General features: G+C 55.6%; 21 protein-coding genes. 13 read left to right on the top strand and 8 right to left on the bottom strand.

Features of this window, described 5'->3' with window-relative positions; all coding sequences use genetic code 11:
- Window positions 1–2 precede the first annotated feature (2 nt).
- Window positions 3–575: a DUF2239 family protein gene (locus tag FHN83_RS19050; RefSeq protein ID WP_139564630.1), complete on the bottom strand. Its 573-nt coding sequence runs from the start codon at window positions 573–575 to the stop codon at window positions 3–5.
- Window positions 576–1,100: 525 nt separating this feature from the next.
- Here FHN83_RS19050 and FHN83_RS19045 point away from each other — a divergent pair.
- From FHN83_RS19045 to FHN83_RS19035, 3 genes are all read left to right on the top strand, one after another.
- Complete coding sequence (locus tag FHN83_RS19045; protein WP_139564629.1) at window positions 1,101–1,841, top strand: hypothetical protein; 741 nt, start codon at window positions 1,101–1,103, stop codon at window positions 1,839–1,841.
- On the top strand, window positions 1,838–3,514 hold the full coding sequence (locus FHN83_RS19040) for a hypothetical protein (protein WP_139564628.1): 1,677 nt from the start codon (window positions 1,838–1,840) through the stop codon (window positions 3,512–3,514). The genes FHN83_RS19045 and FHN83_RS19040 overlap by 4 nt, the downstream gene beginning before the upstream one ends.
- A gap of 169 nt (window positions 3,515–3,683) precedes the next feature.
- The gene (locus FHN83_RS19035; protein ID WP_039029600.1) at window positions 3,684–4,721 is read left to right on the top strand and encodes an acyltransferase family protein; all 1,038 of its coding nucleotides are present in this window, start codon (window positions 3,684–3,686) and stop codon (window positions 4,719–4,721) included.
- Between the two features lie 43 nt (window positions 4,722–4,764).
- On the opposite strand, the gene FHN83_RS19030 is transcribed toward FHN83_RS19035, so the two are convergent.
- Window positions 4,765–5,316 (bottom strand): TetR/AcrR family transcriptional regulator, encoded by a 552-nt coding sequence (locus FHN83_RS19030; protein ID WP_039029601.1) that lies wholly within the window; start codon window positions 5,314–5,316, stop codon window positions 4,765–4,767.
- Between the two features lie 81 nt (window positions 5,317–5,397).
- Between FHN83_RS19030 and FHN83_RS19025 the strand changes: the two genes are divergently transcribed.
- Complete coding sequence (locus FHN83_RS19025) at window positions 5,398–6,615, top strand: MFS transporter (protein ID WP_139564627.1); 1,218 nt, start codon at window positions 5,398–5,400, stop codon at window positions 6,613–6,615.
- The gene (locus FHN83_RS19020) at window positions 6,605–7,417 is read left to right on the top strand and encodes a Cof-type HAD-IIB family hydrolase (protein WP_139564626.1); all 813 of its coding nucleotides are present in this window, start codon (window positions 6,605–6,607) and stop codon (window positions 7,415–7,417) included. The genes FHN83_RS19025 and FHN83_RS19020 overlap by 11 nt, the downstream gene beginning before the upstream one ends.
- A 117-nt stretch (window positions 7,418–7,534) precedes the next feature.
- Here the strand turns inward: FHN83_RS19020 and FHN83_RS19015 are convergent, their stop codons facing one another.
- A complete protein-coding gene (locus tag FHN83_RS19015) occupies window positions 7,535–8,770 on the bottom strand; it encodes an MFS transporter (RefSeq protein WP_039029604.1) in 1,236 nt (411 codons plus the stop codon).
- Between the two features lie 167 nt (window positions 8,771–8,937).
- On the opposite strand from FHN83_RS19015, the gene FHN83_RS19010 reads away from it, so the two are divergent.
- From FHN83_RS19010 to deoR, 3 genes are all read left to right on the top strand, one after another.
- Entirely contained in the window at window positions 8,938–9,666 is a 729-nt protein-coding gene (locus tag FHN83_RS19010; RefSeq protein ID WP_139564625.1) for a phosphatase PAP2 family protein, read from the top strand.
- A gap of 7 nt (window positions 9,667–9,673) precedes the next feature.
- Complete coding sequence (ybjG, locus tag FHN83_RS19005) at window positions 9,674–10,282, top strand: undecaprenyl-diphosphate phosphatase (RefSeq protein WP_139564624.1); 609 nt, start codon at window positions 9,674–9,676, stop codon at window positions 10,280–10,282.
- Between the two features lie 67 nt (window positions 10,283–10,349).
- On the top strand, window positions 10,350–11,108 hold the full coding sequence (gene deoR, locus FHN83_RS19000; RefSeq protein WP_139564623.1) for a DNA-binding transcriptional repressor DeoR: 759 nt from the start codon (window positions 10,350–10,352) through the stop codon (window positions 11,106–11,108).
- A 93-nt stretch (window positions 11,109–11,201) separates the two neighbouring features.
- Here the strand turns inward: deoR and dacC are convergent, their stop codons facing one another.
- The gene (gene dacC, locus FHN83_RS18995; protein WP_039029607.1) at window positions 11,202–12,407 is read right to left on the bottom strand and encodes a serine-type D-Ala-D-Ala carboxypeptidase; all 1,206 of its coding nucleotides are present in this window, start codon (window positions 12,405–12,407) and stop codon (window positions 11,202–11,204) included.
- Window positions 12,408–12,663: 256 nt separating this feature from the next.
- Here dacC and FHN83_RS18990 point away from each other — a divergent pair, with 256 nt between their 5' ends.
- The gene (locus FHN83_RS18990; RefSeq protein WP_039029608.1) at window positions 12,664–13,290 is read left to right on the top strand and encodes a glutathione S-transferase family protein; all 627 of its coding nucleotides are present in this window, start codon (window positions 12,664–12,666) and stop codon (window positions 13,288–13,290) included.
- A gap of 1 nt (window position 13,291) precedes the next feature.
- Here FHN83_RS18990 and FHN83_RS18985 read toward each other — a convergent pair whose 3' ends face one another.
- Window positions 13,292–14,410 carry a PQQ-dependent sugar dehydrogenase gene (locus FHN83_RS18985; RefSeq protein WP_139564622.1) on the bottom strand — a complete coding sequence of 373 codons (1,119 nt, stop codon included), beginning with the start codon at window positions 14,408–14,410 and terminating at the stop codon, window positions 13,292–13,294.
- A 104-nt stretch (window positions 14,411–14,514) separates the two neighbouring features.
- On the bottom strand, window positions 14,515–14,898 hold the full coding sequence (bssR, locus tag FHN83_RS18980) for a biofilm formation regulator BssR (RefSeq protein ID WP_039029610.1): 384 nt from the start codon (window positions 14,896–14,898) through the stop codon (window positions 14,515–14,517).
- 240 nt (window positions 14,899–15,138) lie between these two features.
- Between bssR and FHN83_RS18975 the strand changes: the two genes are divergently transcribed.
- Window positions 15,139–16,059 carry a LysR family transcriptional regulator gene (locus tag FHN83_RS18975; protein ID WP_139564621.1) on the top strand — a complete coding sequence of 307 codons (921 nt, stop codon included), beginning with the start codon at window positions 15,139–15,141 and terminating at the stop codon, window positions 16,057–16,059.
- A gap of 23 nt (window positions 16,060–16,082) precedes the next feature.
- On the opposite strand, the gene FHN83_RS18970 is transcribed toward FHN83_RS18975, so the two are convergent.
- Complete coding sequence (locus FHN83_RS18970; protein WP_138369502.1) at window positions 16,083–16,256, bottom strand: glycine cleavage system protein T; 174 nt, start codon at window positions 16,254–16,256, stop codon at window positions 16,083–16,085.
- Between the two features lie 193 nt (window positions 16,257–16,449).
- Here FHN83_RS18970 and rimO point away from each other — a divergent pair, with 193 nt between their 5' ends.
- The 3 genes from rimO to FHN83_RS18955 all read left to right on the top strand — a co-directional run bounded on the left by rimO (window position 16,450) and on the right by FHN83_RS18955 (window position 20,025).
- Window positions 16,450–17,775 (top strand): 30S ribosomal protein S12 methylthiotransferase RimO, encoded by a 1,326-nt coding sequence (gene rimO / locus FHN83_RS18965; RefSeq protein ID WP_139564620.1) that lies wholly within the window; start codon window positions 16,450–16,452, stop codon window positions 17,773–17,775.
- Window positions 17,776–18,113: 338 nt separating this feature from the next.
- On the top strand, window positions 18,114–18,347 hold the full coding sequence (locus FHN83_RS18960; RefSeq protein ID WP_138369509.1) for a hypothetical protein: 234 nt from the start codon (window positions 18,114–18,116) through the stop codon (window positions 18,345–18,347).
- Window positions 18,348–18,690: 343 nt separating this feature from the next.
- Complete coding sequence (locus FHN83_RS18955; protein WP_039029628.1) at window positions 18,691–20,025, top strand: MFS transporter; 1,335 nt, start codon at window positions 18,691–18,693, stop codon at window positions 20,023–20,025.
- Between the two features lie 36 nt (window positions 20,026–20,061).
- Here FHN83_RS18955 and FHN83_RS18950 read toward each other — a convergent pair whose 3' ends face one another.
- Window positions 20,062–20,790 (bottom strand): IclR family transcriptional regulator, encoded by a 729-nt coding sequence (locus FHN83_RS18950; RefSeq protein WP_139565462.1) that lies wholly within the window; start codon window positions 20,788–20,790, stop codon window positions 20,062–20,064.
- Window positions 20,791–20,931: the final 141 nt, after the last annotated feature.

The raw sequence follows: 20,931 nt of genomic DNA, 5'->3' as shown, positions 1-20,931 counted from the left end.
TTTCAGCTACCCGGATTCTCCTCGTCTTTCCCAAAGGCTAACCGCAGCGCGTACCGGCGGAGATCCTCAGGCCAGCCGGCAATACACGCGGTAAACGCCGCCTCATCGTCGGCAAACAGCGCGCGAATGCCCTCCTCATAGCCAGGAAGATCCCCCGCCATCTCGTACATAAAGTGATAGGCGCGATCGTGCCGCTGACGCTTGCTATCCACCGGTTTGGCGGTTTTCCTCGCCTGATCGATAAGCCTGCGCAGCGTGGCGGACGCTCCGCCGGGTTGCGTGGCCAGCCACTCCCAGTGACGGGGCAACAGGGTCACCTCTTTCGCCGACACGCCCAGTTTTGGCCGTCCGCGGGATTTAACAACGTTGCTTTCCGCCAGCTCCGGATAAACCGCCAGGGCGCTGGGGATATCCCCATTAACGTGAATATCGAGGCGTTTTCCGCTGCGATCGTTAAAGATGAAAACGGTTTCACTGCCGATGTTAGCGGATTGTAGCTGCTGCAACAGTTCGCTCAGGCTACCGTGCGCGATTTGCTGGTTCCGCCAGAAGGCGGTAAGGGTGATGGTGGACATGAGTTACCTTTTTATCCGGGTAAAAATATAAAGCCTGGAGCAGGCTTTACTCCTCGTCAATTTTACCCGGGTAAAAATATGTCTCACGCGGTCTGGCGGGGGAGATTAAGGGCGTCATATTCGTTTGAAGAAGAACGGTGGCGGGCGGAAAAGTTAAGGCTAACGCATCCGCAAAATAATAGCGCTGACTAAAATCTCAGTTTTCCTGATAAAAATTCTGCTGCGCAAATATTCGCCGAAGCGCTTTCAACCGGCGTAAATCATCCCCGGTGACTACCAGAATTGGAGATTGACGCATTCTTTTAAGATGTTAAATTTTTTGAGTTTTTTCTCATGGACGAGCGCCGTACAATATCCAGCGCAGCGGACAACCCTGTTTTTCCTCCATCAGAATACGTTTTTCTGGCCGATCTTCCCTTAAGGAAAATCTATATAGCGATCGCCGAAACCACCTTCGACAAAATACCTGTGCCACACCGGTAGCGTTGCCCCTTAATAAAAAAACGAACACAACGGAATTATTTAATGCGTATGTCACTCCATAACCTCCCTCTGCGTAGCTTGCTGGTACTGGCCGTCATCATCGCATTAAGTGGCTGCTCCATGCGTTACGACAAAAACGGCAAAATCCTTTTCAAAACCGATCTGGCGAGCGTACTGGGTAACGAAGTCGGTCAGTTCACACTGGCAGATGGTTCAACGGGGGCGTTAAGGGAACTGAACGGCCGCTACAGCCTGAAATGGAGCAATCTGATGATTGAGCGCCCGCTGGAGGGGGTGAGCTGGGCGCGGATCGTCAATCAGTATCACATCGAAGGGCATACTCTGCTGCTGGTGAAAGTGGCGACGCCCTCCTGCCCGGCGCAGTATCGTCTGGTCGACCTGCAAAATACCCGTTCGCAGGAGTGGGCCTTCACGGGAGTTTGCGATACCGGCCCGGATATCACCGCCAGCGCCGACAAACTGCAGCTGAACTTCGCCACCGACAACCGTATCGAACAGTTCAACTGGCAGCATGGCGAGGTCTACCATCGTCGCCTGCCGGTTCAGAAAGCAAAAACGCTGCAGAGCAACACCCGCGAGCAGACCAGTACGACCCGCAAAGCCAAAGCACAGCCCGTGGCCAAGCCGGTAAAGCGCACGCCGACAAAAGCGGTGGAACCTCTCCCACCTAAAGTTGCTCAGCCAGAGCTGGACAATTCCGTGCCAAATGAGATCTATGCCCCGACCAAAACCCGCCAGACCAGCCTGGAGCTTAAGTCATGACTGAGCAGGTGCAGCAAAAAACCTGGCCGCAGGACCGGATCAAGCGTTCGGCCCTCCCCTCCTGGCAAAACTGGCTGGTGACGGGCATTACCCTCACCTATCTCATCTGTGAACTGGCGTTCAACTCCCGCCTGCTGGACCTGGTTGGCAGCGTGTCGACCGCTGAAGAAGTTCACAATATGGAACGCTACGGACGGACATTAACCGCCATCGCCGCAGCGCTGCTGGTGTTACAGTTCTCGCTCATGGCCATTGTCCGGCTGAAGAAAAAAGGCCGCTTGCCGAGCGCGAAAGCGAGTATTGGCGCGGTGCTGCTGATCTGCCTGGTGACCGGTACCGTCACCTGGCATGCCGTGGAGTGGGTGATTGAACGCCAGGTTTCAAAAAGCACCGGGGAGTTTCGTCAGATGTCGCTCCTGGCGCAGCTTTACCAGCATGCGTTGATTGAAGGACAGCAGACGCTGCAGGGCATCCCGCTGGAGAGCAACGGCAGCCAGGTGCAAACCTGGACCAGCCCTTCAGGAAAGGCATTTCTGGCAACGCTGCCGATCCTGCTGAGCGCCTCCGACCGCTACCGTAATTTGCTGGAAAGCGGTATGGAGCAGAACTTGCGCGACAACATCAGCGCCCGGGAGGGCGGCGTCCTCGGCTATTACAAAGCCTGGCAGCAGGCGCGTGAAGAGGTGTACAAGCAGTTCACTGCCTATTACAACGATGAGATGGATATCAGCGAAACGGTGCGCCAGGAGCAGTCCAGAGCCTGGCAACGCTACGAGCGCTCGCTCGAGGCGAAACGCCTGAAAACCTGGAACGTGCCACGCCGTTACTACGCCAGCGTGCGCAACCATGTTCGCGGACAGGGCGTGCCCGTCACCGGTGACTGGACGCCGTCCGACCGCGCCGGTTTTAACGCTGCCGTGGCGAAAGCCGCAAGACAGAAATATCTCGCCCAGCGGACCGTGGTCTATAAAGGCGTCACCCTGCCTAAACGACTCGACTGGGCCGTCTTTTTCCGCCAGGAGGTGGTGCAGAAAGAATTACGCCAGAAGCTGCTGCTCCCGGCCGGTACGCGAGTGCGTGAAGAGTATCCGCTTACCGACAAGCTAAAAAGTTTTGCCTTAGAGTTGCACGCCCCGCATCTTGACGAGGCAGTAAGGCAACAGCTCCCTGAGCTACGCGCGGCGGCAACAAGCTATAGTCCGGGCGGCGTCAATGAAAAGCTGGGGGAAGATGCGGCGCGTGCCGTAATTGTGCCGCCGGTTGCGCTGATCTTCTCTCTGGTGGGTGCCCTCACCCATCTGGCTAAGCTGCTCTATTTGCTGCTGGTCCCCCTGACGGCGGCGATGTTGACCCGCCGCACCTCGCGTACCCTGTTCTTTATGAATCATCACCCGCTGCTGTTCCCGGTGGGGCTGATTGCAGCCCTGCTGGTGACGTTCAGCGTCATTAATAACGACATCACCGAATCACAGGCCTATCAGAACTTAAAGGACGGATTAGCAGGAGCCAGGATCTCGATTACTGATGAACCCCTGCCCCTGAGCGGCGGGACGGTGCTGCGCGTTGTTCATGCCGTCAGCATCGGGCAAAGCTACAGTTATCCGATTAACCAGTTCCTGCGAGAAAACGTGCTGCTGGGGTTTGATTTTGGCTATAGTTCGCGCCATGAGTAGGACTCAGGGCGGGGATAGCCCCGCTGTTAAATTGATTTCAACTGCAGATAGTGAAAGAACTTTTCCATTCCCGGTATTCAGGATGAATGATAGACTTGCGATGCAGTTAACTTATAAGTTTCATATAAATCCTGCCATTCACGATACTGTTTTTATTCAAGGCTGATAAATGAATTTGTCTACTATTAAACCCAGATATGACTGGGTAGATGCCATGAAGTTCTTAGGGATATCGGCAATATATTTAGGGCATTTAGGGACTTACGCAGGAAAACTTTATCCTTTTGTCTTTAGTTTTCATGTGCCACTGTTTTTCTTCGCGGCCGGATTCTTTGCAGCCCATAAAGCGAAATCAAATTTCGTCCAGTTTACGATCAATAAAGCCAGGCGACTGCTCCTGCCCTACTTTGCTTTTGCCTTTATGACATTGCTGATAACCGGGTTGGGATCGGGCAGTGGTATTGAAGGATTAAAAGGAAGCGTCATTGAGATTATCTTTGGCATCCGAAACGCGCCTGCGGTCGGCAGCCTTTGGTTTATTAATTGTCTGTTCACTATTTTTATCATCGACTTTATCTTTTCGAGAATCACGACAAACCCTGTCGTGCTGCTCATCCTGTCGTTGATTGCCTATGTGTTATCACAAACTGTATTAGGGCATAACCCTTTGGTTGATCCCAAATGGATTTTTAACGTTGACTCCGCGTTAGCGTACTGGTGGTCACTTGCCGCCGGGAGATGCTTGTTCAGCACGCTGCAGAACAGTAAGGCATTTTCCAAATCCGTTCCCGGTGCGGTCTTATTTGCCGTTTTGGGGTTGATCACTGCGTATCAATTGTTCAATTCAGGTTCACTGCTCTTAGCTGTTTTACAGAAAATTCAGCCCTCGCTTGCAGGTTATGCGGCTGTTGGCATGTTTAATAACATCTTCACAACGCTGTGTTTAATACTGACCTGCGTGTTTGTTGCAAAAGCGATTTGTGAATCAAAGTATGTTATTAACGTCGGGAAAAATACGTTAAACATTTGCGGCCTCGAATATATCGTTAAATCGCTGATTCCTTTATTCATCGGCTTACTGGGACTGCAATTTACTATTCCAAACCCGCTGGCGGCTGTTATTTATACCTGCATCTGCATCTACGTCGCGCATAAAATTGGCGTATGGCTGTCGGACATTATCCGCGGTCCGTTCCTCATTAAATAAATCAGGCCCGTCATGTACCCTGGCAGGGTACATGACGGCGCTTTCAGACTGCACTCTCCCCTGCAATCCTTCCCACCATTGCCCTGAGCTCTTCCCGCGATAATGGCTGTCGGTCGGTAACAAAGTGCAGCGTCATCCCTTCGATAAAGGCATCCAGCGCGCGGGCGGTGACCGGATCAAACCACTGCTCCAGCACGGTCTGGCTGGTTTTCATCCAGTCCTGCATCACGGTTTTTAACGACGGGCTGCGGTTCATAAAGGCGTACAGCTGGTACATCAGCTCCATATTGTGCGGCGTGGTGACTTCAGAGCTGTAGATCAGGGTGGTGATGGAATCACAGGCCATTTCCGGGCCCGTTACACCGGCAAAAAACTCGCGGTACTGCACCGACATCTGCTGCGTAAACCAGGTGAAGGCCTCCTCGAGCAGCGCGTCCATGCCGGCAAAATAGTAGGTCATCGACCCCAGCGGCACTCCGGCGCAGCTGGCGATTTTGCGATGGGTGACGGCGTTCAGGCCGTGTTCGGCAATGGTGTCCAGGGTGGCCTGCAGGATCCTTTCCCGCCGTTGCGGATCGTTAGGTCGTCTGTTCATATTTACCTCAGCGAATTTATGTACAAATGTACACAACCTTGCTAGTGTTGTCTCCTGTGTTGTCCCTCTGGTACAGAAATCATGACCGTCATCTCATCGCGCAAAATTCTGCAACGCCGCCTGTGGGCGCTGTTTATGTTCTTCTTTATTCCCGGCCTGTTAATGGCCTCCTGGGCCACCCGCACCCCCGCTATCCGCGACATTTTGTCGGTCTCAACGGCGGAGATGGGCATCGTGTTGTTTGGCCTGTCGATTGGCTCCATGAGCGGCATTCTCTGCTCCGCCTGGCTGGTTAAGCGCTTCGGCACGCGGAAAGTGATCCGCACCACCATGTGCTGCGCGATTGTGGGTATGATTATGCTCAGCGTTGCGCTGTGGTTCGCCTCCCCGCTGGCGTTTGCCCTGGGGCTGACCGTCTTTGGCGGCAGCTTTGGTGCCGCCGAAGTGGCCATCAACGTGGAAGGCGCCACCATCGAGCGCGAGATGAACAAAACCGTGCTGCCGATGATGCACGGCTTTTACAGCCTCGGCACGCTGGCAGGCGCGGGTGTCGGCATGGCTCTGACCGCCTCCGGCATCGCCGCGAATCTGCACATTCTGCTGGCGGCGTTGGTCTGTATCGCCCCGGTTCTTCTGGGTATCACCGCGATCCCGGACGGCAACGGCAAAAACCAGGCGGGCGAGAGCAAAACCGGTGAGAAGGGATTGCCGTTCTATCGCGATATGCAGCTGATGCTGATTGGTGTGGTGGTGCTGGCGATGGCCTTTGCCGAAGGGTCTGCCAACGACTGGCTGCCGCTGCTGATGGTGGACGGTCACGGATTCAGCCCCACCTCCGGCTCGCTGATTTACGCCGGGTTTACCCTCGGCATGACCGTCGGGCGCTTTACCGGCGGCTGGTTTATTGACCGCTACAGCCGCGTAACGGTGGTTCGCGCCAGCGCCCTGCTCGGCGGGCTGGGCATTGCGCTGATTATTTTTGTCGATGTCGACTGGATTGCCGGCGTGTCGGTGATTCTGTGGGGACTTGGCGCTTCGCTCGGCTTCCCGCTCACCATCTCGGCGGCCAGCGATACCGGCCCGGATGCGCCGACCCGCGTCAGCGTGGTTGCCACCACCGGCTATCTCGCCTTCCTGGTGGGCCCGCCGCTGCTGGGCTTCCTCGGCGAACATTATGGCTTACGCAGCGCCATGATGGTGGTACTGGGATTAGTGATGATTGCCGCCCTGGTTGCCCGGGCGGTCGCCAAACCGGCCGCACAGGCTGGATCTGTCATGGAGAATGGATATGAGCGTTAAAATGATTGCGGTTGATATGGATGGCACCTTCCTGAACGATGCGAAGGAGTACAATCGCGCTCGCTTCCTGCGCCAGTATGCGCAGATGAAGGAACGGGGCATTCGGTTTGTGGTCGCCAGCGGCAACCAGTATTACCAGCTGATCTCCTTTTTCCCGGAGATAGCCGATGAGATCGCCTTTGTCGCCGAAAACGGCGGCTGGGTGGTGAATGCCGGTGAAGACGTCTATAACGGCGAGCTGACCCAGGCCCAGTTCGCCACCGTGGCGGAGTTTCTCTGCTCCATTCCAGAAGTGGAAGTGATCGCCTGTGGCAAAGGCAGCGCCTATACCCTCAAGCACTATGGCGAAGATTTTCACGATATTGCTGCGAAATATTATCATCGTCTGGAAAAGGTGGATAACTTCGACAATTTCAACGACATCTTCTTTAAATTCGGGCTGAATCTGCCGGATGAAGAGATACCGCGCATCCAGGCGATGATCCACCAGCAACTGAGCGATATTATGGTGCCGGTCACCACCGGGCACGGCAACATCGACCTGATCCTGCCGGGGATCCACAAGGCCAACGGCCTGCGCCTGCTCCAGGAATTGTGGGGCATTGACGACAGCGAAGTGGTCGCCTTTGGCGACAGCGGTAACGACGTGGAGATGCTGAGCCAGGCCGGATTCAGCTTTGCCATGGCCAACGCCCGGGATCACATCAAAGCGGTCGCCCGCTATGAAGCGCCGCACAATAATGAAGAAGGGGTGCTGGAGGTTATCGACCGCGTGTTGAGCCGGGAAGCACCGTTCAACTAAGCAGGGTAATGCCCGGCGGCGCGTTGCTTGCACGGGCCTACGATATCGGGCCGTTTGTTAACACGACGCCCGTTTTTGTAGGCCGGGTAAGGCGAAGCCGCCACCCGGCTTGAATGCTTACTCCGGCTGTAACGAACTCCCCACCCGCTTATCTTTCAGGAACACAAACATCAGCGCCAGCCACAGCAGGCCGTTTGCCAGGTTGAACAGGCTGAACAACCCGTTGCCGCCGCTGCTGAAGGCGTGTTTGCTCACTTCGATACCCACAGTGAAGATCAGCATCTGCAACATGCCCATCGCCGCCGATACCGTACCTTTACTTACCTCGCTGGCAAACAGCGTCAGGCGCACCAGTCCGGCATTCGCCAGTCCAATACCAAACGCGTAAATGCTCAACCCGGCGGTCATCCACAGATAGGCATGGGATGACACCACCGTCGCTACCGCTGCCACCACCAGACCAATGACAATCGGCCAGCCGCCCATAATGATCAGCGAGCGCACGGTACGACGCGAGGTCAGGCGGGCCAGCACGACGTTACCCACAATCAGCGCGCCAAAAATCGGCACCTGCAGCAGGCCATACTCGTAGCTGCTGAGATTTTCACCGCTGATGATGATCACCGGCGACTGGGCGATCCACGCCAGCAGCGGCAGGCAGACAAAGCCAATGGCCAGCGCTCCCGCCACGAAGCGGACATTTTTCAGCACTTCTTTATAGTCGCGCCCCAGCTCCTGCAATGAGAGCTTCTCGCCGATACGGGTGGCGGTTTCCGGCATCGCCCGGTGCAGGCCGTAAAAAGAGATCGCCGCCAGCGCCGCAAACAGCACAAACATCCCTTCCCACGGCGCAACGTGGACCCAGGCCGCCCCCACCAGCGGGCCCAGCAGGGGCGCAATCAGCGCCACGTTAGCCATCAGGGCGGTGATTTTGATGCACACCGCCTCTTCAAACGACTCCTGGATGGCGGCATACCCGACCGCGCCGATAAAGCACAGGCTGACCCCCTGTAAAAAACGCAGCACCATAAACTGCTCGATGGTTTGCGCCAGCAGGGTCGCCAGGCAGGTGACGATAAACCACGCCACCCCGGTGAGCATCACCGGACGACGGCCAATACGATCCGACAGCGGCCCGAGCAGCCACTGTAAAAACATTCCCCCCGCCAGATAGGCGGTCATGGAGGTGGGAACCCACTCGATCCCGGCGTTGTACTGCTCCACCACCGCCAGCATGCCGGGCTGGATCATATCGTTGCCGATATAGGTGGAGAATTCGTAAAGCACCAGGCACAGGGGGAACAGCAACGCCTGACGCCCCAGGCGAGTGCCAGAAGAAGAACGGTTTAACATGGAGTCTCAATATCCGATAAAAAATCGCGCAGAGTGTAATGAAATGGCCGCGCCAGAGATAGCAGATTCACGCGGCAGTTCAGAAATAAGGCACAAATCGCCGTCGTTTAAGGTTTCCTTAAGTTGGCATCCGTATGCTTGGGCTTTTCCAGTCATTGACCTTAATTATGACACAGATTTCCTCCGCTTCAGAATTGTCTAAGTTAAAGAGTTCTAAGACAAAACCCCTTTACCGCTTGCCGGTACGTTTTTATGGTTATCAGCTTATTGCGCTGCTGGTTCTGGCCGGGGTTTTCACGTGGCTTTCACGGGATGAGACCCTTGACCGGATGCTGACGGGCTACTGGTTTGACGCGGCGACTCAGCACTTTCCGCTGCAGCAGAACGCGCTGCTGGATCTGCTCAATCATCGACTGGCGAAATACCTGACCATTGCCCTGGCCGCCGGAACGCTGCTTTACGGCGCGTACCGACGCAACGCCAGGCTGGTAACCGGGGCTCTGTTAATGGGGCTGGGCACGGCGGTGGTTGGCGTAATGAAAGCCATCAGCCATCACAGCTGCCCCTGGGATCTGGTTGAGTACGGCGGCAAAGCGCTGTCGTATCCCCTGTTTGATACCGCCCCCGCCGGCAGTGGCCCTGGCCGCTGTTTCCCGGGCGGACACGCCTCAAGCGGCTTTATGGTGATGGGACTGTTCTTCGCCTTCTGGCGCGAGCGTCCGCGCCTGGCCTGGGGAATGGTGGTAGCGGGTATTGTGCTCGGGCTGGTCATGGGCTATGGCCAGGTGATGCGCGGGGCACATTTCTTCTCCCATAACCTGTGGGCAGGTTGGTGGGTGTGGTTTTCACAGGTGGTGGCTTACGGCCTTGTTTCCGCCTGGTTTGCAAAAGAGTGACGAGGGTATGTTAGAAAATCTGAACTACGGACTGTTTGAACTGATCAACGCCACACCTGCTTCACCGGAGTGGAGCATCAAACTCGCCACCTTTGTGGCGAAAGATATGATTAGCATCGTTCCGGCGCTGATTGCGATCCTCTGGCTGTGGGGGCCGCGCAAGCAGGTAAGTGCCCAGCGCCAGCTGGTGATTAAGATCGCCATGGCGCTGCTGATTAGCCTGGCGGCGTCCTGGCTGCTGGGGCATATGTTCCCGCATGCCCGCCCGTTTGTCGATCGTGTCGGCTATAACTTCCTGCATCATGCCGCCGACGACTCCTTCCCGAGCGATCACGGCACCGTCATCTTCACCTTTGCGCTGGCGTTCCTGTTCTGGCATCGCGTCTGGTCGGGCATCGTCCTGATGATAGTGGCCTGCACCATCGCCTGGTCCCGCGTCTACCTGGGCGTGCACTGGCCGATGGACATGCTGGGCGGACTGATGGTCGGCATGCTGGGCTGCCTGAGCGCGCAGATCCTGTGGAATCTGTGCGGTGACGTTATCTATCAACGTCTTTCGCAGCTGTACCGGTTCTGCTTTGCCCTGCCTATCCGTAAAGGCTGGATACGTGACTAATTCGGGTTTAGCGAGTTAAACTTGAGCCCCCGGCGTAACGGGGGTTCATTTATGGCTCCGAGGACCTATGGAAACACGACGTGACGAACGGCTGGCTCAACTGATTAATGCGCTCAAGCGCAGCGACAAATTGCACCTGAAAGAAGCCGCCGCGCTGCTGGGTGTCTCCGAGATGACCATTCGTCGCGATCTCAACAGTGAAAGTGGCCCTGTGGTGCTGCTTGGCGGCTATATTGTCCTTGAGCCCCGCAGCGCCAGCCACTACCTGCTGAGCGATCAAAAGACCCGCCTGGTGGATGAGAAGCGCAAAGCCGCGCGTCTTGCCGCGTCGCTGGTACAACCCCACCAGACGCTGTTTTTCGATTGCGGCACCACCACGCCGTGGATCATCGAAGCCATTGATAACGACCTGCCGTTTACCGGCGTCTGCTACTCTCTGAATACCTTCCTCGCCCTGCAGGAAAAGCCCGAATGCCGGGTGATCCTCTGCGGCGGGGAGTTCCACGCCAGCAATGCGATTTTCAAACCGCTTAATTTACAGGACACGCTTAACAACCTGTGCCCGGATATCGCCTTTTACTCCGCGGCGGGCGTGCATGTCCGCCAGGGGGCGACCTGCTTTAATCTCGACGAACTGCCGGTCAAACAGTGGGCGATGAACATGGCCCAGTACCATGTGCTGGTGGTGGACCACAGCAAGATTGGCAAAGTGCGCCCGGCGCGAATGGGTGAGCTGACGCGCTTTAACGCCATTGTGAGCGACTGTCGCCCGGACGAGGAGCTGGTTTCTTATGCAAAGGCGCAGCAGATTAAGCTGATGTACTGAGCGCGGGTTATTGCCCGGCGGCGCTGCGCTTGCGCGGGCCTACGATATTTGTAGGCCGGGTAAGGCGAAGCCGCCACCCGGCGTTGTTTTCAACTACTTAAACCAACCGCCAAACCACTCGTGGAATTTCATCATTACGTAATCCCACATCCGGCCGAAGAAGCCGCCCTCCTCCACCGCTTCCATCACCACCAGCGGACGCTGTTCGATGGATTTGCCGTTCAGCTGGAAGTCGATGGTGCCCACCACCTGGCCTTTTTTCAGCGGTGCGGTGAGCTGTTTATCGGTCAGGGTGTAGCTGGCTTTCAGGTTTTTAAGCTGGCCGCGCGGAATGGTCACGGAACCGCTTTCCCCGGCACCGAGGCTGACCTCGCTCTTATCGCCAAACCAGACGCGCTGGCTGACAAAGGTCGCATCCGGCTTAATCGGCGTGACGGTTTCGAAGAAGCGGAAGCCCCAGGTCAGCAGTTTTTCCGACTCGTTAAAGCGGATGCGGTCGGTTTTGGTGCCCAGCACCACCGAGATCAGACGCATATCGCCCTGGGTCGCTGACGCCACGAGGTTATAGCCGGCTCCCGCCGTGGTACCGGTTTTCATCCCGTCGACGTTCACGTTGCTGCTCCAGAGCAGGCGGTTACGGTTCGGCTGGCGGATCTTATTGAAGGTGAACTCTTTCTCTTTGTGGATCGCATACTCTTCCGGCACGTCATGAATCAGCGCCTTACCGAGCAGCGCCATATCCCGGGCGGTACTGAACTGACCCGGCGCATCCAGGCCGTGAACCGTTTTAAAGGTGGTGTTAGTGAGGCCTAATTTTTGCGCATACCCATTCATCAAGCCAATAAACGAATCCTGGCTGCCGGCCACATAATCGGCCAGCGCGATGCAGGCATCATTCCCCGACTGAATAATTACCCCTTTATTCAGATCGGAAACCGCCACTTGATCGCCGGGCTTGAGGAACATCACCGAGGAGCCACGGAGCGCCGGGTTGCCGGTCGCCCAGGCGTCTTTGCCGATGGTCACCATGTCGGTGAGTTTGATTTTGCCCGCTTTTAGCGCCTGCCCCACTACGTAGCTGGTCATGATTTTTGTCAGGCTTGCAGGGTCGAGTTTCTCGTCCGCATTGCCTTCGGCCAGCACTTTGCCGCTGGCATAGTCCATCAATATCCAGGCGCGCGCATCAACCGGCGGGGCCTCTGGCGCCGCCTGTTCCGCTGCGTACAGCGAAGGTGCAAAAAGGACCAGCAGCGCAGAACCCGCTACCAGACCGCGTAAAGAAGAAGTTTTTCGCATCATGTTGCCACCCGAATTTCCATTCCAAAAATCACGTCACACTACCGTGCCGTAAGAAGCGATGAGTAATAACGTACTAAAGCCTTAAAAAAAACCAAATCCTGGTAAAGTTTTTAAAGTTTATGCAATAACAACCCGATACGCTTTGACCACGTCGATTTTTTTCGCCTCTGTTGCGTATTTGTTGGGTTTATCTCACCATGTGAAGCCATACACTCGGATGTTATCTTAAGATCGGCTTTAATTATAAGGGGTTATTATGATTACGTTGTGGGGCAGGAACAATTCAACCAACGTCAAAAAGGTGCTCTGGACGCTGGAAGAGCTCGATTTACCCTTTAACCAGATCATGGCGGGACTGGAGTTCGGGGTGAATAAAGACGCGGAGTATCTGGCGATGAACCCCAATGGCCTGGTTCCGCTGCTGCGCGATGACGAAACCGACCTGACGCTGTGGGAATCCAACGCCATCGTGCGCTACCTCGCCGCACAATATGGCCAGAACCGACTCTGGATAGATGCTCCCGCAAAGCGTGCCGTGGGTGAAAAGTGGATGGACTGGGCCAACCAGACGCTGTCGCCTGCCCACCGGGTGATCCTGATGGGGCTGGTGAGAACCCCGGAAGCCGAGCGTAACTACCCGGCCATTAATGCCGCAAAAGAGAGCTGCGAATCCCTGCTCGCCATGCTGGATGAAACCCTGGCGACACAGCCGTGGCTGTCGGGCGACGACTTTGGCGTGGGCGACATCGCCGTCGCGCCCTTTGTCTGGAACCTCACCAACGTTGGCCTGGACTGGGCTGCGCGCCCGCATCTGGAACGCTGGATGGCTAAGCTGAGCGAACGCCCTGCCTACCGTAACGTGGTGATGATCCCGGTTACTTAAGCTATTTCCCGGACGGGCTGACTTTTAACAGCTGCCCGTCCGACTCATCGGTCAGCACGTATAAATAGCCATCCGGCCCGACCCGCACATCGCGGACCCGCTGATCGCGATCCCCCAGAATGCGCCCCTCTTCGGTTACCCTTTTGTCGTTAACGTTCAGTACGATCACATCCTTGTCCTTCAGCGCGCCGATAAACAGTTTGTTTTTCCACTGCGGGAAAACATCGCTGTTATAGAAGGCCATCCCGCTCAGGGCCGGGGACTGCTTCCAGACAAACAGCGGCGGCTCGGTGCCTTCAACGTGCTCACCTTTAGCCTCCGGGATCGGCAAGCCGCTGTAATTGATGCCGTGCGTCGCCAGCGGCCAGCCGTAGTTTTTGCCTTTTTCCGGGATGTTAATTTCATCCCCGCCGCGCGGGCCGTGCTCGTTAAGCCACAGGGTATCGCTCCACGGATTCATCGCCATCCCCTGCGGGTTGCGGATCCCGTAAGACCAGATTTCCGGCCGCGCATCGTTACGGTTTACGAAGGGGTTATCGCCCGGAACCGCACCCTGATCGGTCAGGCGCACCACCTTGCCCTGCAGCTTGTCCAGATCCTGGGCGGTAGGCCGCTGGTTATTCTCGCCCAGCGCGATATAGAGATAGCCTTTGCCGTCGAACACCAGCCGACCGCCAAAATGATTACCGGTAGAGAGTTTTGGCTGCTGGCGGAAGACCACCTTAAAGGCCTCCAGCCGCGTATTATCGTCGCTCAGACGGCCATACCCCACCGCCGTACCTGCTTTTCCGTCATCCCCCGCTTCGGCATAGCTCAGCCAGACCCGGCGCGAGGTCGCGAAGTCAGGTGCCAGCACCACGTCGAGCAGTCCGCCCTGGCCGTTAGCCCAGACCTTCGGCACGCCGACGATGGGATCGGAAAGCCCCTTACCCGCCTGCCAGCGCTTAAGCTGGCCGCCTTTCAGGGTGATCAACATGCCCTGATCTCCCGGCAGGAACGCCAGCGACCAGGGGTGATCGAGTTTATTTTGCAGCACTTCGACCTTCACGTCGGCGGGTGCCGCACACAGCGAGGCGGATATCAGCAACATTGGCAGGGAAATAAGCGAGGATCGACGCATAATGCACTCCTTTTCGACATATGCCTTAAAGGTAGCCACTCAGCGCAGGGGCACTCTTACTTTTACAAAAACTTAAACAGTTGGGGGAGTTGCCTCCCCCGGGGTCAGCTCCGAATCAGCGGTGCATGCGATTTCAGATACTGGATGCAGAGAGTGAGATCGTTCAGACAGTTTTCCAGCTTCTCTGCGTTGACGGCGATAAATGTCGGGCAATCGTGGTTGCCGGTCATCATACAGACGCCTGCGGTAGTGAGCGAACCGGCGGCGCGATAGAGCATAGCCTGCTCCTCGGGATTACAATAGGCTCTCAGTTCAGGCGCTTTTTCACGCATATAAGTACAAAGTTCAAAGAAGTTGTCACGCAGATGGTCGCTTTCGCTGACTGACATGTACCCCTTCGCTTTCCTCAACTGCAGATAGGCCGCGAGATCAATTCGGGCGTTGATCATCTTGTTCAGAAGATCGCGTTTTAGTCTGTCAACGGACATGCTATTTCCCCCCTTGTCAGCTTAGAACACCTTTAGATTATGGCTGTTTTTTGTACAATTTAATGCGTCAGGTCAATAATACGCGACTGTTTTGCATAATTTACAATGTTAAATCGCCGCGTCCAGGCAGCAGCGAGAAGGCCTGTAGCGCGGGTAAATTCAAAATCATACTTCTCCCTCACAGCAGCGGGCGCGCAACCTGCTATTTTTCAGAGGGTCGCGCGGTGATACAGAGGGCGTATGCAAACCTTGCCGGTGTCAGAAAAGATCGTCTCGTTAACCCGGATCGACCTGAATCTGCTGACCCTCTTTTGCCTGATTTACAGCGTGGGCAGTATCTCCCGAGTGGCCGATATGCTGGACATATCGCCCTCCGCCGTCAGCCAGTCGCTGCGAAAACTGCGCGAGCAGATGGGCGATAACCTGTTTGTGCGCAGCGGCAATATTCTGCTGCCCACTGTCTATGCGGATGAGCTGTACGATAATATCCTGCCGATCATCGATAAACTCGCCACCCTGCTTCCGCTCTCGTCACAGATTAAAAAGAGAAGGCTGACGCTCTATACCGAATCCTTTATTTCGCCGCTGGTCGTTCCTGAGCTCACGGAAAAGATTGTCAGGATGAATTCGGATATCAGCCTGCTGCACCGCACCGCCGATCTCAACGAAGCGAAAATTACCGAACTGCTGAATATGCGCCAGGCGGATGTGGTGTTCTCCACCTTTTCTGTTGAGAGCAGTAATCTTTCTTGCCAGAAGATGAGTGATATGACGCTGGTGTTGATTGCTGCAAAAGATAATCCTCTTTATGGGGATACGGTAACGGAAGAGATGTTCAGGGAGGCCAACCTTGTGGGCTACAACACCAAAAACGAAAAGATTATTTATCACCGGAGCATCGTTGATAAAAAATTCCGTTCCAGCGAGCGCTGCCTGCTGACGACCTCTTTCGCGTCCATCCTGCTGATTGTTTCTCAGACCGATTGCTTGGGCATTATCCCCGAAAAGGTCTTTTCGACCTATGCCGGGATGTATAACCTGAAGAAACTGGACACGCCCTTCACGCTACCGCAATTCAGTATTTACTCTTCTTTCAGAAAAGAGATGAATAAACTTCTGTATTCCCTGCTGGCCGATTTCTCAGTAAATAACCCGACCTGAATGTTAAGAGAATAATAGACAGGTTAGTATTTTTTGATTTTATGCTTGCCGAATTCGCTGTCATCGGCAATTTTTAATTCATTGACTAATTTTGACTGGGTCAGGCCTGTGGCAACGGAAATACAGGATAATTCGACGCCGTAGGTGTGGAGGGTTTTGGCCATTTCTAATTTAGATTGCAGATAAATATCTCTCATAACGTACCTCATTTAAGTAATCGACGAGGTAAAAGATAAGTTATCTGTTTAACCAATCCAATAAGGGCCCCTTAAAGCCGGGATAAGAAAATCTTAGCCGCTGCCTGCACAGCACAGGGATCTGTATAAATCCCTGCAAGAACCCTGTACAATCCCTGCCCTGATAACTCCATAACTGACTACTTTTTAATCTATGAGCAATGTTACGCACCAGCCGAAAATCGGCTTCGTCTCCCTGGGCTGCCCGAAAAACCTGGTGGATTCCGAACGTATCCTGACCGAACTTCGCACCGAAGGCTATGACGTGGTGCCAAGCTACGACAACGCCGATATGGTGATCGTTAACACCTGCGGCTTTATCGATAGCGCCGTGCAGGAGTCTCTGGAAGCCATCGGTGAAGCGCTCACCGAGAACGGCAAGGTGATTGTCACCGGTTGTCTGGGTGCCAAAGTCGATCAAATCCGCGAAGTGCATCCTAAGGTGCTGGAAATCACCGGTCCGCACAGCTACGAGCAGGTGCTGGAACATGTGCATCACTATGTGCCAAAACCAAAGCACAACCCGTTCCTGAGCCTGGTGCCGGAACAGGGCGTGAAGCTGACCCCGCGTCACTACGCGTACTTAAAAATTTCCGAAGGCTGCAACCATCGCTGCACCTTCTGCATTATCCCGTCCATGCGTGGCGATCTGGTGAGCCGTCCGATTGGCGAAGTGCTGGCCGAAGCCAACCGTCTGGCGGATGCGGGCGTCAAAGAGCTGCTGGTGATCTCTCAGGACACCTCCGCCTACGGCGTGGACGTGAAGCACCGCTCCGGTTTCCACAACGGCGAGCCGGTGAAAACCAGCATGGTCGGCCTGTGCGAACAGCTCGCTAAGCTCGGCATCTGGACCCGTCTGCACTACGTCTACCCGTATCCGCACGTGGACGACGTGATCCCGCTGATGGCCGAAGGCAAAATCCTGCCGTACCTGGATATCCCGCTGCAGCACGCCAGCCCGCGTATTCTGAAGCTGATGAAGCGTCCTGGCTCCGTTGACCGCCAGCTGGCGCGCATCAAGCAGTGGCGTGAAATCTGCCCGGATCTGACCCTGCGCTCCACCTTTATCGTTGGCTTCCCGGGTGAAACCGAAGAAGACTTCCAGATGCTGCTCGACTTCCTGAAAGAAGCCCGTCTGGATCGCGTGGGCTGCTTCAAGTACAGCCCGGTAGAAGGCGCGACCGCCAACGAACTGGCGGATCAGGTGCCGGAAGAGGTAAAAGAAGAGCGCTGGAACCGCTTCATGCAGCTGCAACAGCAGATCTCTGCTGAACGTCTGCAGGAGAAAGTGGGCCGTGAAATTCTGGTAATCATCGATGAAGTGGACGAAGAAGGCGCCATTGGCCGCAGCATGGCCGATGCTCCGGAAATCGACGGTGCGGTCTACCTGAACGGTGAAACCAAAGTGAAACCGGGTGATATCGTGCGCGTGAAGGTTGAGAACGCCGACGAGTATGACCTGTGGGGTACGCGGGTTTAATTTCGCTTTGCTCACTCTCCATTCAGGGAAAGGGATGGGGTGAGGGGAACACATCGCACCGCAATAACATCGCCGGGTGGCGGCTTCGCCTTACCCGGCCTACAAATCGGTATCCGTTTGTAGGTCCGTGCAAGCGTAGCGCCGCCGGGCGGTTCCTGGCTGTTTCCATGTAATATTTTCCGTTGCTTTAAAACTTTGCGAGGCGGATTCCGGGAATGATTTTTCTGGGTTGTCGCTTCGATCTCCCCGCAGTATCTTCCTGTTGCGCCTGCAAAAACAGGCGTCGGGATTGGCCTCTCGCAAAATTACAGGGTTTCTTAATTTTGAGGAGATTCCCTATGTCTACAAACCATGCTCACCCAATTTTCACCGTCCCCTTCTCCCACAACACTGACTTCACCGTGCTGGCGAATCACTGCGAGCGTTTTGCTCAAACCCTGCTGGAAACCGACGAACCTGCCGAGAAGCTGGCGCTGTGCGCCCGACGCAACACTGCCGGGTGGCGGCTCCGCCTTACCCGGCCTACGGAACAACCACGCCGCGCTGGCTGCACATGGCAATTGATGCGCTGATGGACTGAATCCCCAGACCGGGCAAACGCAGTGCCGCCCGGCGCAACAATGCACTGCCGGGTGGCGGCTGCGCCTTACCCGGCCTACAAAACTTCATTATTTCGCCCCTCCCCTCTCTGTATACCCACACCCTCTCATCTGTGAGTCACCTCTTATTTACATCATTTAAACCTTCCATTAACTGGATAAAAAGAACGCGTCACCGCTATAGTGGTTTTGTTTGATAAAACCATGTTGTACAGAGTACAACAAACAAAAAGCAGCAAGCCGGTTAACAACAAGAAGGGCTGCTTACTTTGCTGAGAATTTCCTGATAAACATAATGAAACCCTGCGAGGAAATAATGACAGAGCACACTCGTAACCCCGTTACGGCCACTGAAGCCATAGAAAGAGAGACCATGCGCAAGGTTATCTGGCGCATCCTCCCGTTTCTGATCGTCAGCTACCTGGTCTCGATTATCGATCGCGGAAACATTGGCATGGCGTCGCTGCAGATGAACGAAGATCTCGGCCTCAGCAAGGCCGCGTTTGGCTTCGCCAGCAGTCTCTACTTTGTTGCCTATTTCCTGTTTGAAGTGCCGAGCAACCTGGCAATGCAGAAGGTCGGCGCGCGACTGTGGATCCCGCGCATTATGATTAGCTGGGGCGTGGTATCGATGTGCATGTCGCTGGTTGAGAGCACAACGTCGCTCTATATCGTGCGTTTTCTGCTCGGCGCGGCAGAGGCAGGCTTTTTCCCGGGCGTGGTGCTGTATCTCACCTGGTGGATCCCGTCCCGCTACCGGGCACGGATCATCGCCTCGTTTATGGTGGCGATCCCGCTGGCCAACTTTATCGGCTCTCCCCTCTCCGGCCTGATCCTGACGCTGGATGGCTGGATGGGTCTGCGCGGCTGGCATCTGCTGTTCATCATTGAAGGCTTACCGGCCGTGCTGTTGGGGATTGTGGCCTGGTTTATTCTCCGCGACCGCCCGCATCAGGCCAGCTGGCTGAGCACTGAACAAAAAGAGTGGCTGGAATCTACCCTTGAAAGTGAACGTCAGCAGTCAAAAAATATCGGCCACCAGACGACCTGGCAATTGCTGAAACACCGTCACATCTGGCTAATGGCGCTGATCTACACCGGCGCGTCCTCGGCTGGTACCACCATCAGCGTCTGGTCACCGCAGCTTCTGAAATCGTTCCACCTCGATAACTTGACCACCGGTCTGCTCAACGCCATCCCTTACGGTCTGGCATCGGTGCTGATGATCGTATGGGGACGCAGCTCAGACCGCAGCAACGAGCGTCGCTGGCATACCGCGCTGACCCTGTTCTTAATTGCAGCAGGCGTGTTCGCGGCGTTTGTCAGCATCTCTCTGCCGGTAACAATTGCGATCCTCAGCGTGATGCTGATTGGGGCGTACTCGATGAAAGGTCCATTCTGGGCGCTGGCGTCGGGCTGGATGAACAGCACGTCGGCAGCTGCAGGGCTGGCTGCCATCGGGGCCATTGCTAACCTGATTGGCGGTGTGGTGATGGTGAACGCTTACGGCATCATCAATGAACGCACCGGCAGCCATACGCTGGCGATGCTTCCACTGGCAGGTCTGTGTATTGCCGGGGGAATTGCGGTGCTGGTGATGGGACGTCAGGCTCGCCGTCACGTGAGCCAGGAAAACCAGCTGACCCATTAAGATGACCACACGGGACTCCGGTCCCGCGTGCAGGCATCAGCTCTCCGGCTCTTCTGTTTCGCCGTAGAACGCAATGCAAAATGGCTTGCTGGCTCCCATCTTCAACGAAAGGCGGCTGGCGGTGGCCTTCATCAGCTGGCTTACTTCCCGATCCCGGCGATCTTCGGTCAGCCTTGACGACGGCCCGGTCAGCGCCAGGGCAGCGATAAGTTTGTCATGCACGCCAAACACCGGCATTGCAAAGGCGGCGGTGTGGGGATCGCGCGCCCCTGAGGTGTAGAGCGGCACCGACGGCTCACCTTCCGGCAAGGCTTCATTCAACCCCCAGTGGCGGAGCACCTTGCTGATGGCGGAATTATCCAGCGGGAACTGGCTGCCCGGCAGATTGCTGTGGCGCAGCCCGTGAGAGGCTTCGGCACGAAACAGACAAAGACGCTGCCCGCCCTCCAGCACGTACCAGCTTGCGCTCTCCTGTGATGCCATGGACAAGGCCTGTAACTCCGGCTGCACCACGCGTGAGAGGTGGAACGACTGCTCGTAGAGCTTACCCAGATAAAGTAGACGCGGACCCAGGGCATAGTTGCCATCATCATGTCTGACGACGTAATTCATGCGTTCCAGAGAATTCATCAACCGGTACACGGTGGTTTTATGATATCCCGACAACTGTGCCAGCGCGGTCAACGTCAGGCTCTCGTCTCCGGGACGAAAACAATCCAGTAAAGCCAGTGCCTTTTCAACCGCCACAACGCCTTCATTACCCATCATTTTCTCCTGTTCTGGTCGGCAAAGAGTGTACCGCAAATTTTGTGAGTCACTTCGTGTTTACATCACAAACGCCAATGTAGCTCTGGCTAAAAGCAAATCAACACCGCTATAGTTGTTTTGTATTGTACACCTGCATTG

Origin of the sequence: Leclercia adecarboxylata, from assembly GCF_006171285.1 — a bacterium.
GTDB lineage: Bacteria > Pseudomonadota > Gammaproteobacteria > Enterobacterales > Enterobacteriaceae > Enterobacter > Enterobacter barmai.
This window is presented reverse-complemented; position numbering and strand designations above follow the sequence as displayed.

What these genes read in the sequence shown, in the direction of transcription:
- FHN83_RS19050 (WP_139564630.1), bottom strand. Translation starts at nt 575, where the DNA reads ATGTCCACCATCACCCTTACCGCCTTCTGGCGGAACCAGCAAATCGCG.
- FHN83_RS19045 (WP_139564629.1), top strand. Translation starts at nt 1,101, where the DNA reads ATGCGTATGTCACTCCATAACCTCCCTCTGCGTAGCTTGCTGGTACTG.
- FHN83_RS19040 (WP_139564628.1), top strand. Translation starts at nt 1,838, where the DNA reads ATGACTGAGCAGGTGCAGCAAAAAACCTGGCCGCAGGACCGGATCAAG.
- FHN83_RS19035 (WP_039029600.1), top strand. Translation starts at nt 3,684, where the DNA reads ATGAATTTGTCTACTATTAAACCCAGATATGACTGGGTAGATGCCATG.
- FHN83_RS19030 (WP_039029601.1), bottom strand. Translation starts at nt 5,316, where the DNA reads ATGAACAGACGACCTAACGATCCGCAACGGCGGGAAAGGATCCTGCAG.
- FHN83_RS19025 (WP_139564627.1), top strand. Translation starts at nt 5,398, where the DNA reads ATGACCGTCATCTCATCGCGCAAAATTCTGCAACGCCGCCTGTGGGCG.
- FHN83_RS19020 (WP_139564626.1), top strand. Translation starts at nt 6,605, where the DNA reads ATGAGCGTTAAAATGATTGCGGTTGATATGGATGGCACCTTCCTGAAC.
- FHN83_RS19015 (WP_039029604.1), bottom strand. Translation starts at nt 8,770, where the DNA reads ATGTTAAACCGTTCTTCTTCTGGCACTCGCCTGGGGCGTCAGGCGTTG.
- FHN83_RS19010 (WP_139564625.1), top strand. Translation starts at nt 8,938, where the DNA reads ATGACACAGATTTCCTCCGCTTCAGAATTGTCTAAGTTAAAGAGTTCT.
- ybjG (WP_139564624.1), top strand. Translation starts at nt 9,674, where the DNA reads ATGTTAGAAAATCTGAACTACGGACTGTTTGAACTGATCAACGCCACA.
- deoR (WP_139564623.1), top strand. Translation starts at nt 10,350, where the DNA reads ATGGAAACACGACGTGACGAACGGCTGGCTCAACTGATTAATGCGCTC.
- dacC (WP_039029607.1), bottom strand. Translation starts at nt 12,407, where the DNA reads ATGATGCGAAAAACTTCTTCTTTACGCGGTCTGGTAGCGGGTTCTGCG.
- FHN83_RS18990 (WP_039029608.1), top strand. Translation starts at nt 12,664, where the DNA reads ATGATTACGTTGTGGGGCAGGAACAATTCAACCAACGTCAAAAAGGTG.
- FHN83_RS18985 (WP_139564622.1), bottom strand. Translation starts at nt 14,410, where the DNA reads ATGCGTCGATCCTCGCTTATTTCCCTGCCAATGTTGCTGATATCCGCC.
- bssR (WP_039029610.1), bottom strand. Translation starts at nt 14,898, where the DNA reads ATGTCCGTTGACAGACTAAAACGCGATCTTCTGAACAAGATGATCAAC.
- FHN83_RS18975 (WP_139564621.1), top strand. Translation starts at nt 15,139, where the DNA reads ATGCAAACCTTGCCGGTGTCAGAAAAGATCGTCTCGTTAACCCGGATC.
- FHN83_RS18970 (WP_138369502.1), bottom strand. Translation starts at nt 16,256, where the DNA reads ATGAGAGATATTTATCTGCAATCTAAATTAGAAATGGCCAAAACCCTC.
- rimO (WP_139564620.1), top strand. Translation starts at nt 16,450, where the DNA reads ATGAGCAATGTTACGCACCAGCCGAAAATCGGCTTCGTCTCCCTGGGC.
- FHN83_RS18960 (WP_138369509.1), top strand. Translation starts at nt 18,114, where the DNA reads ATGTCTACAAACCATGCTCACCCAATTTTCACCGTCCCCTTCTCCCAC.
- FHN83_RS18955 (WP_039029628.1), top strand. Translation starts at nt 18,691, where the DNA reads ATGACAGAGCACACTCGTAACCCCGTTACGGCCACTGAAGCCATAGAA.
- FHN83_RS18950 (WP_139565462.1), bottom strand. Translation starts at nt 20,790, where the DNA reads ATGGGTAATGAAGGCGTTGTGGCGGTTGAAAAGGCACTGGCTTTACTG.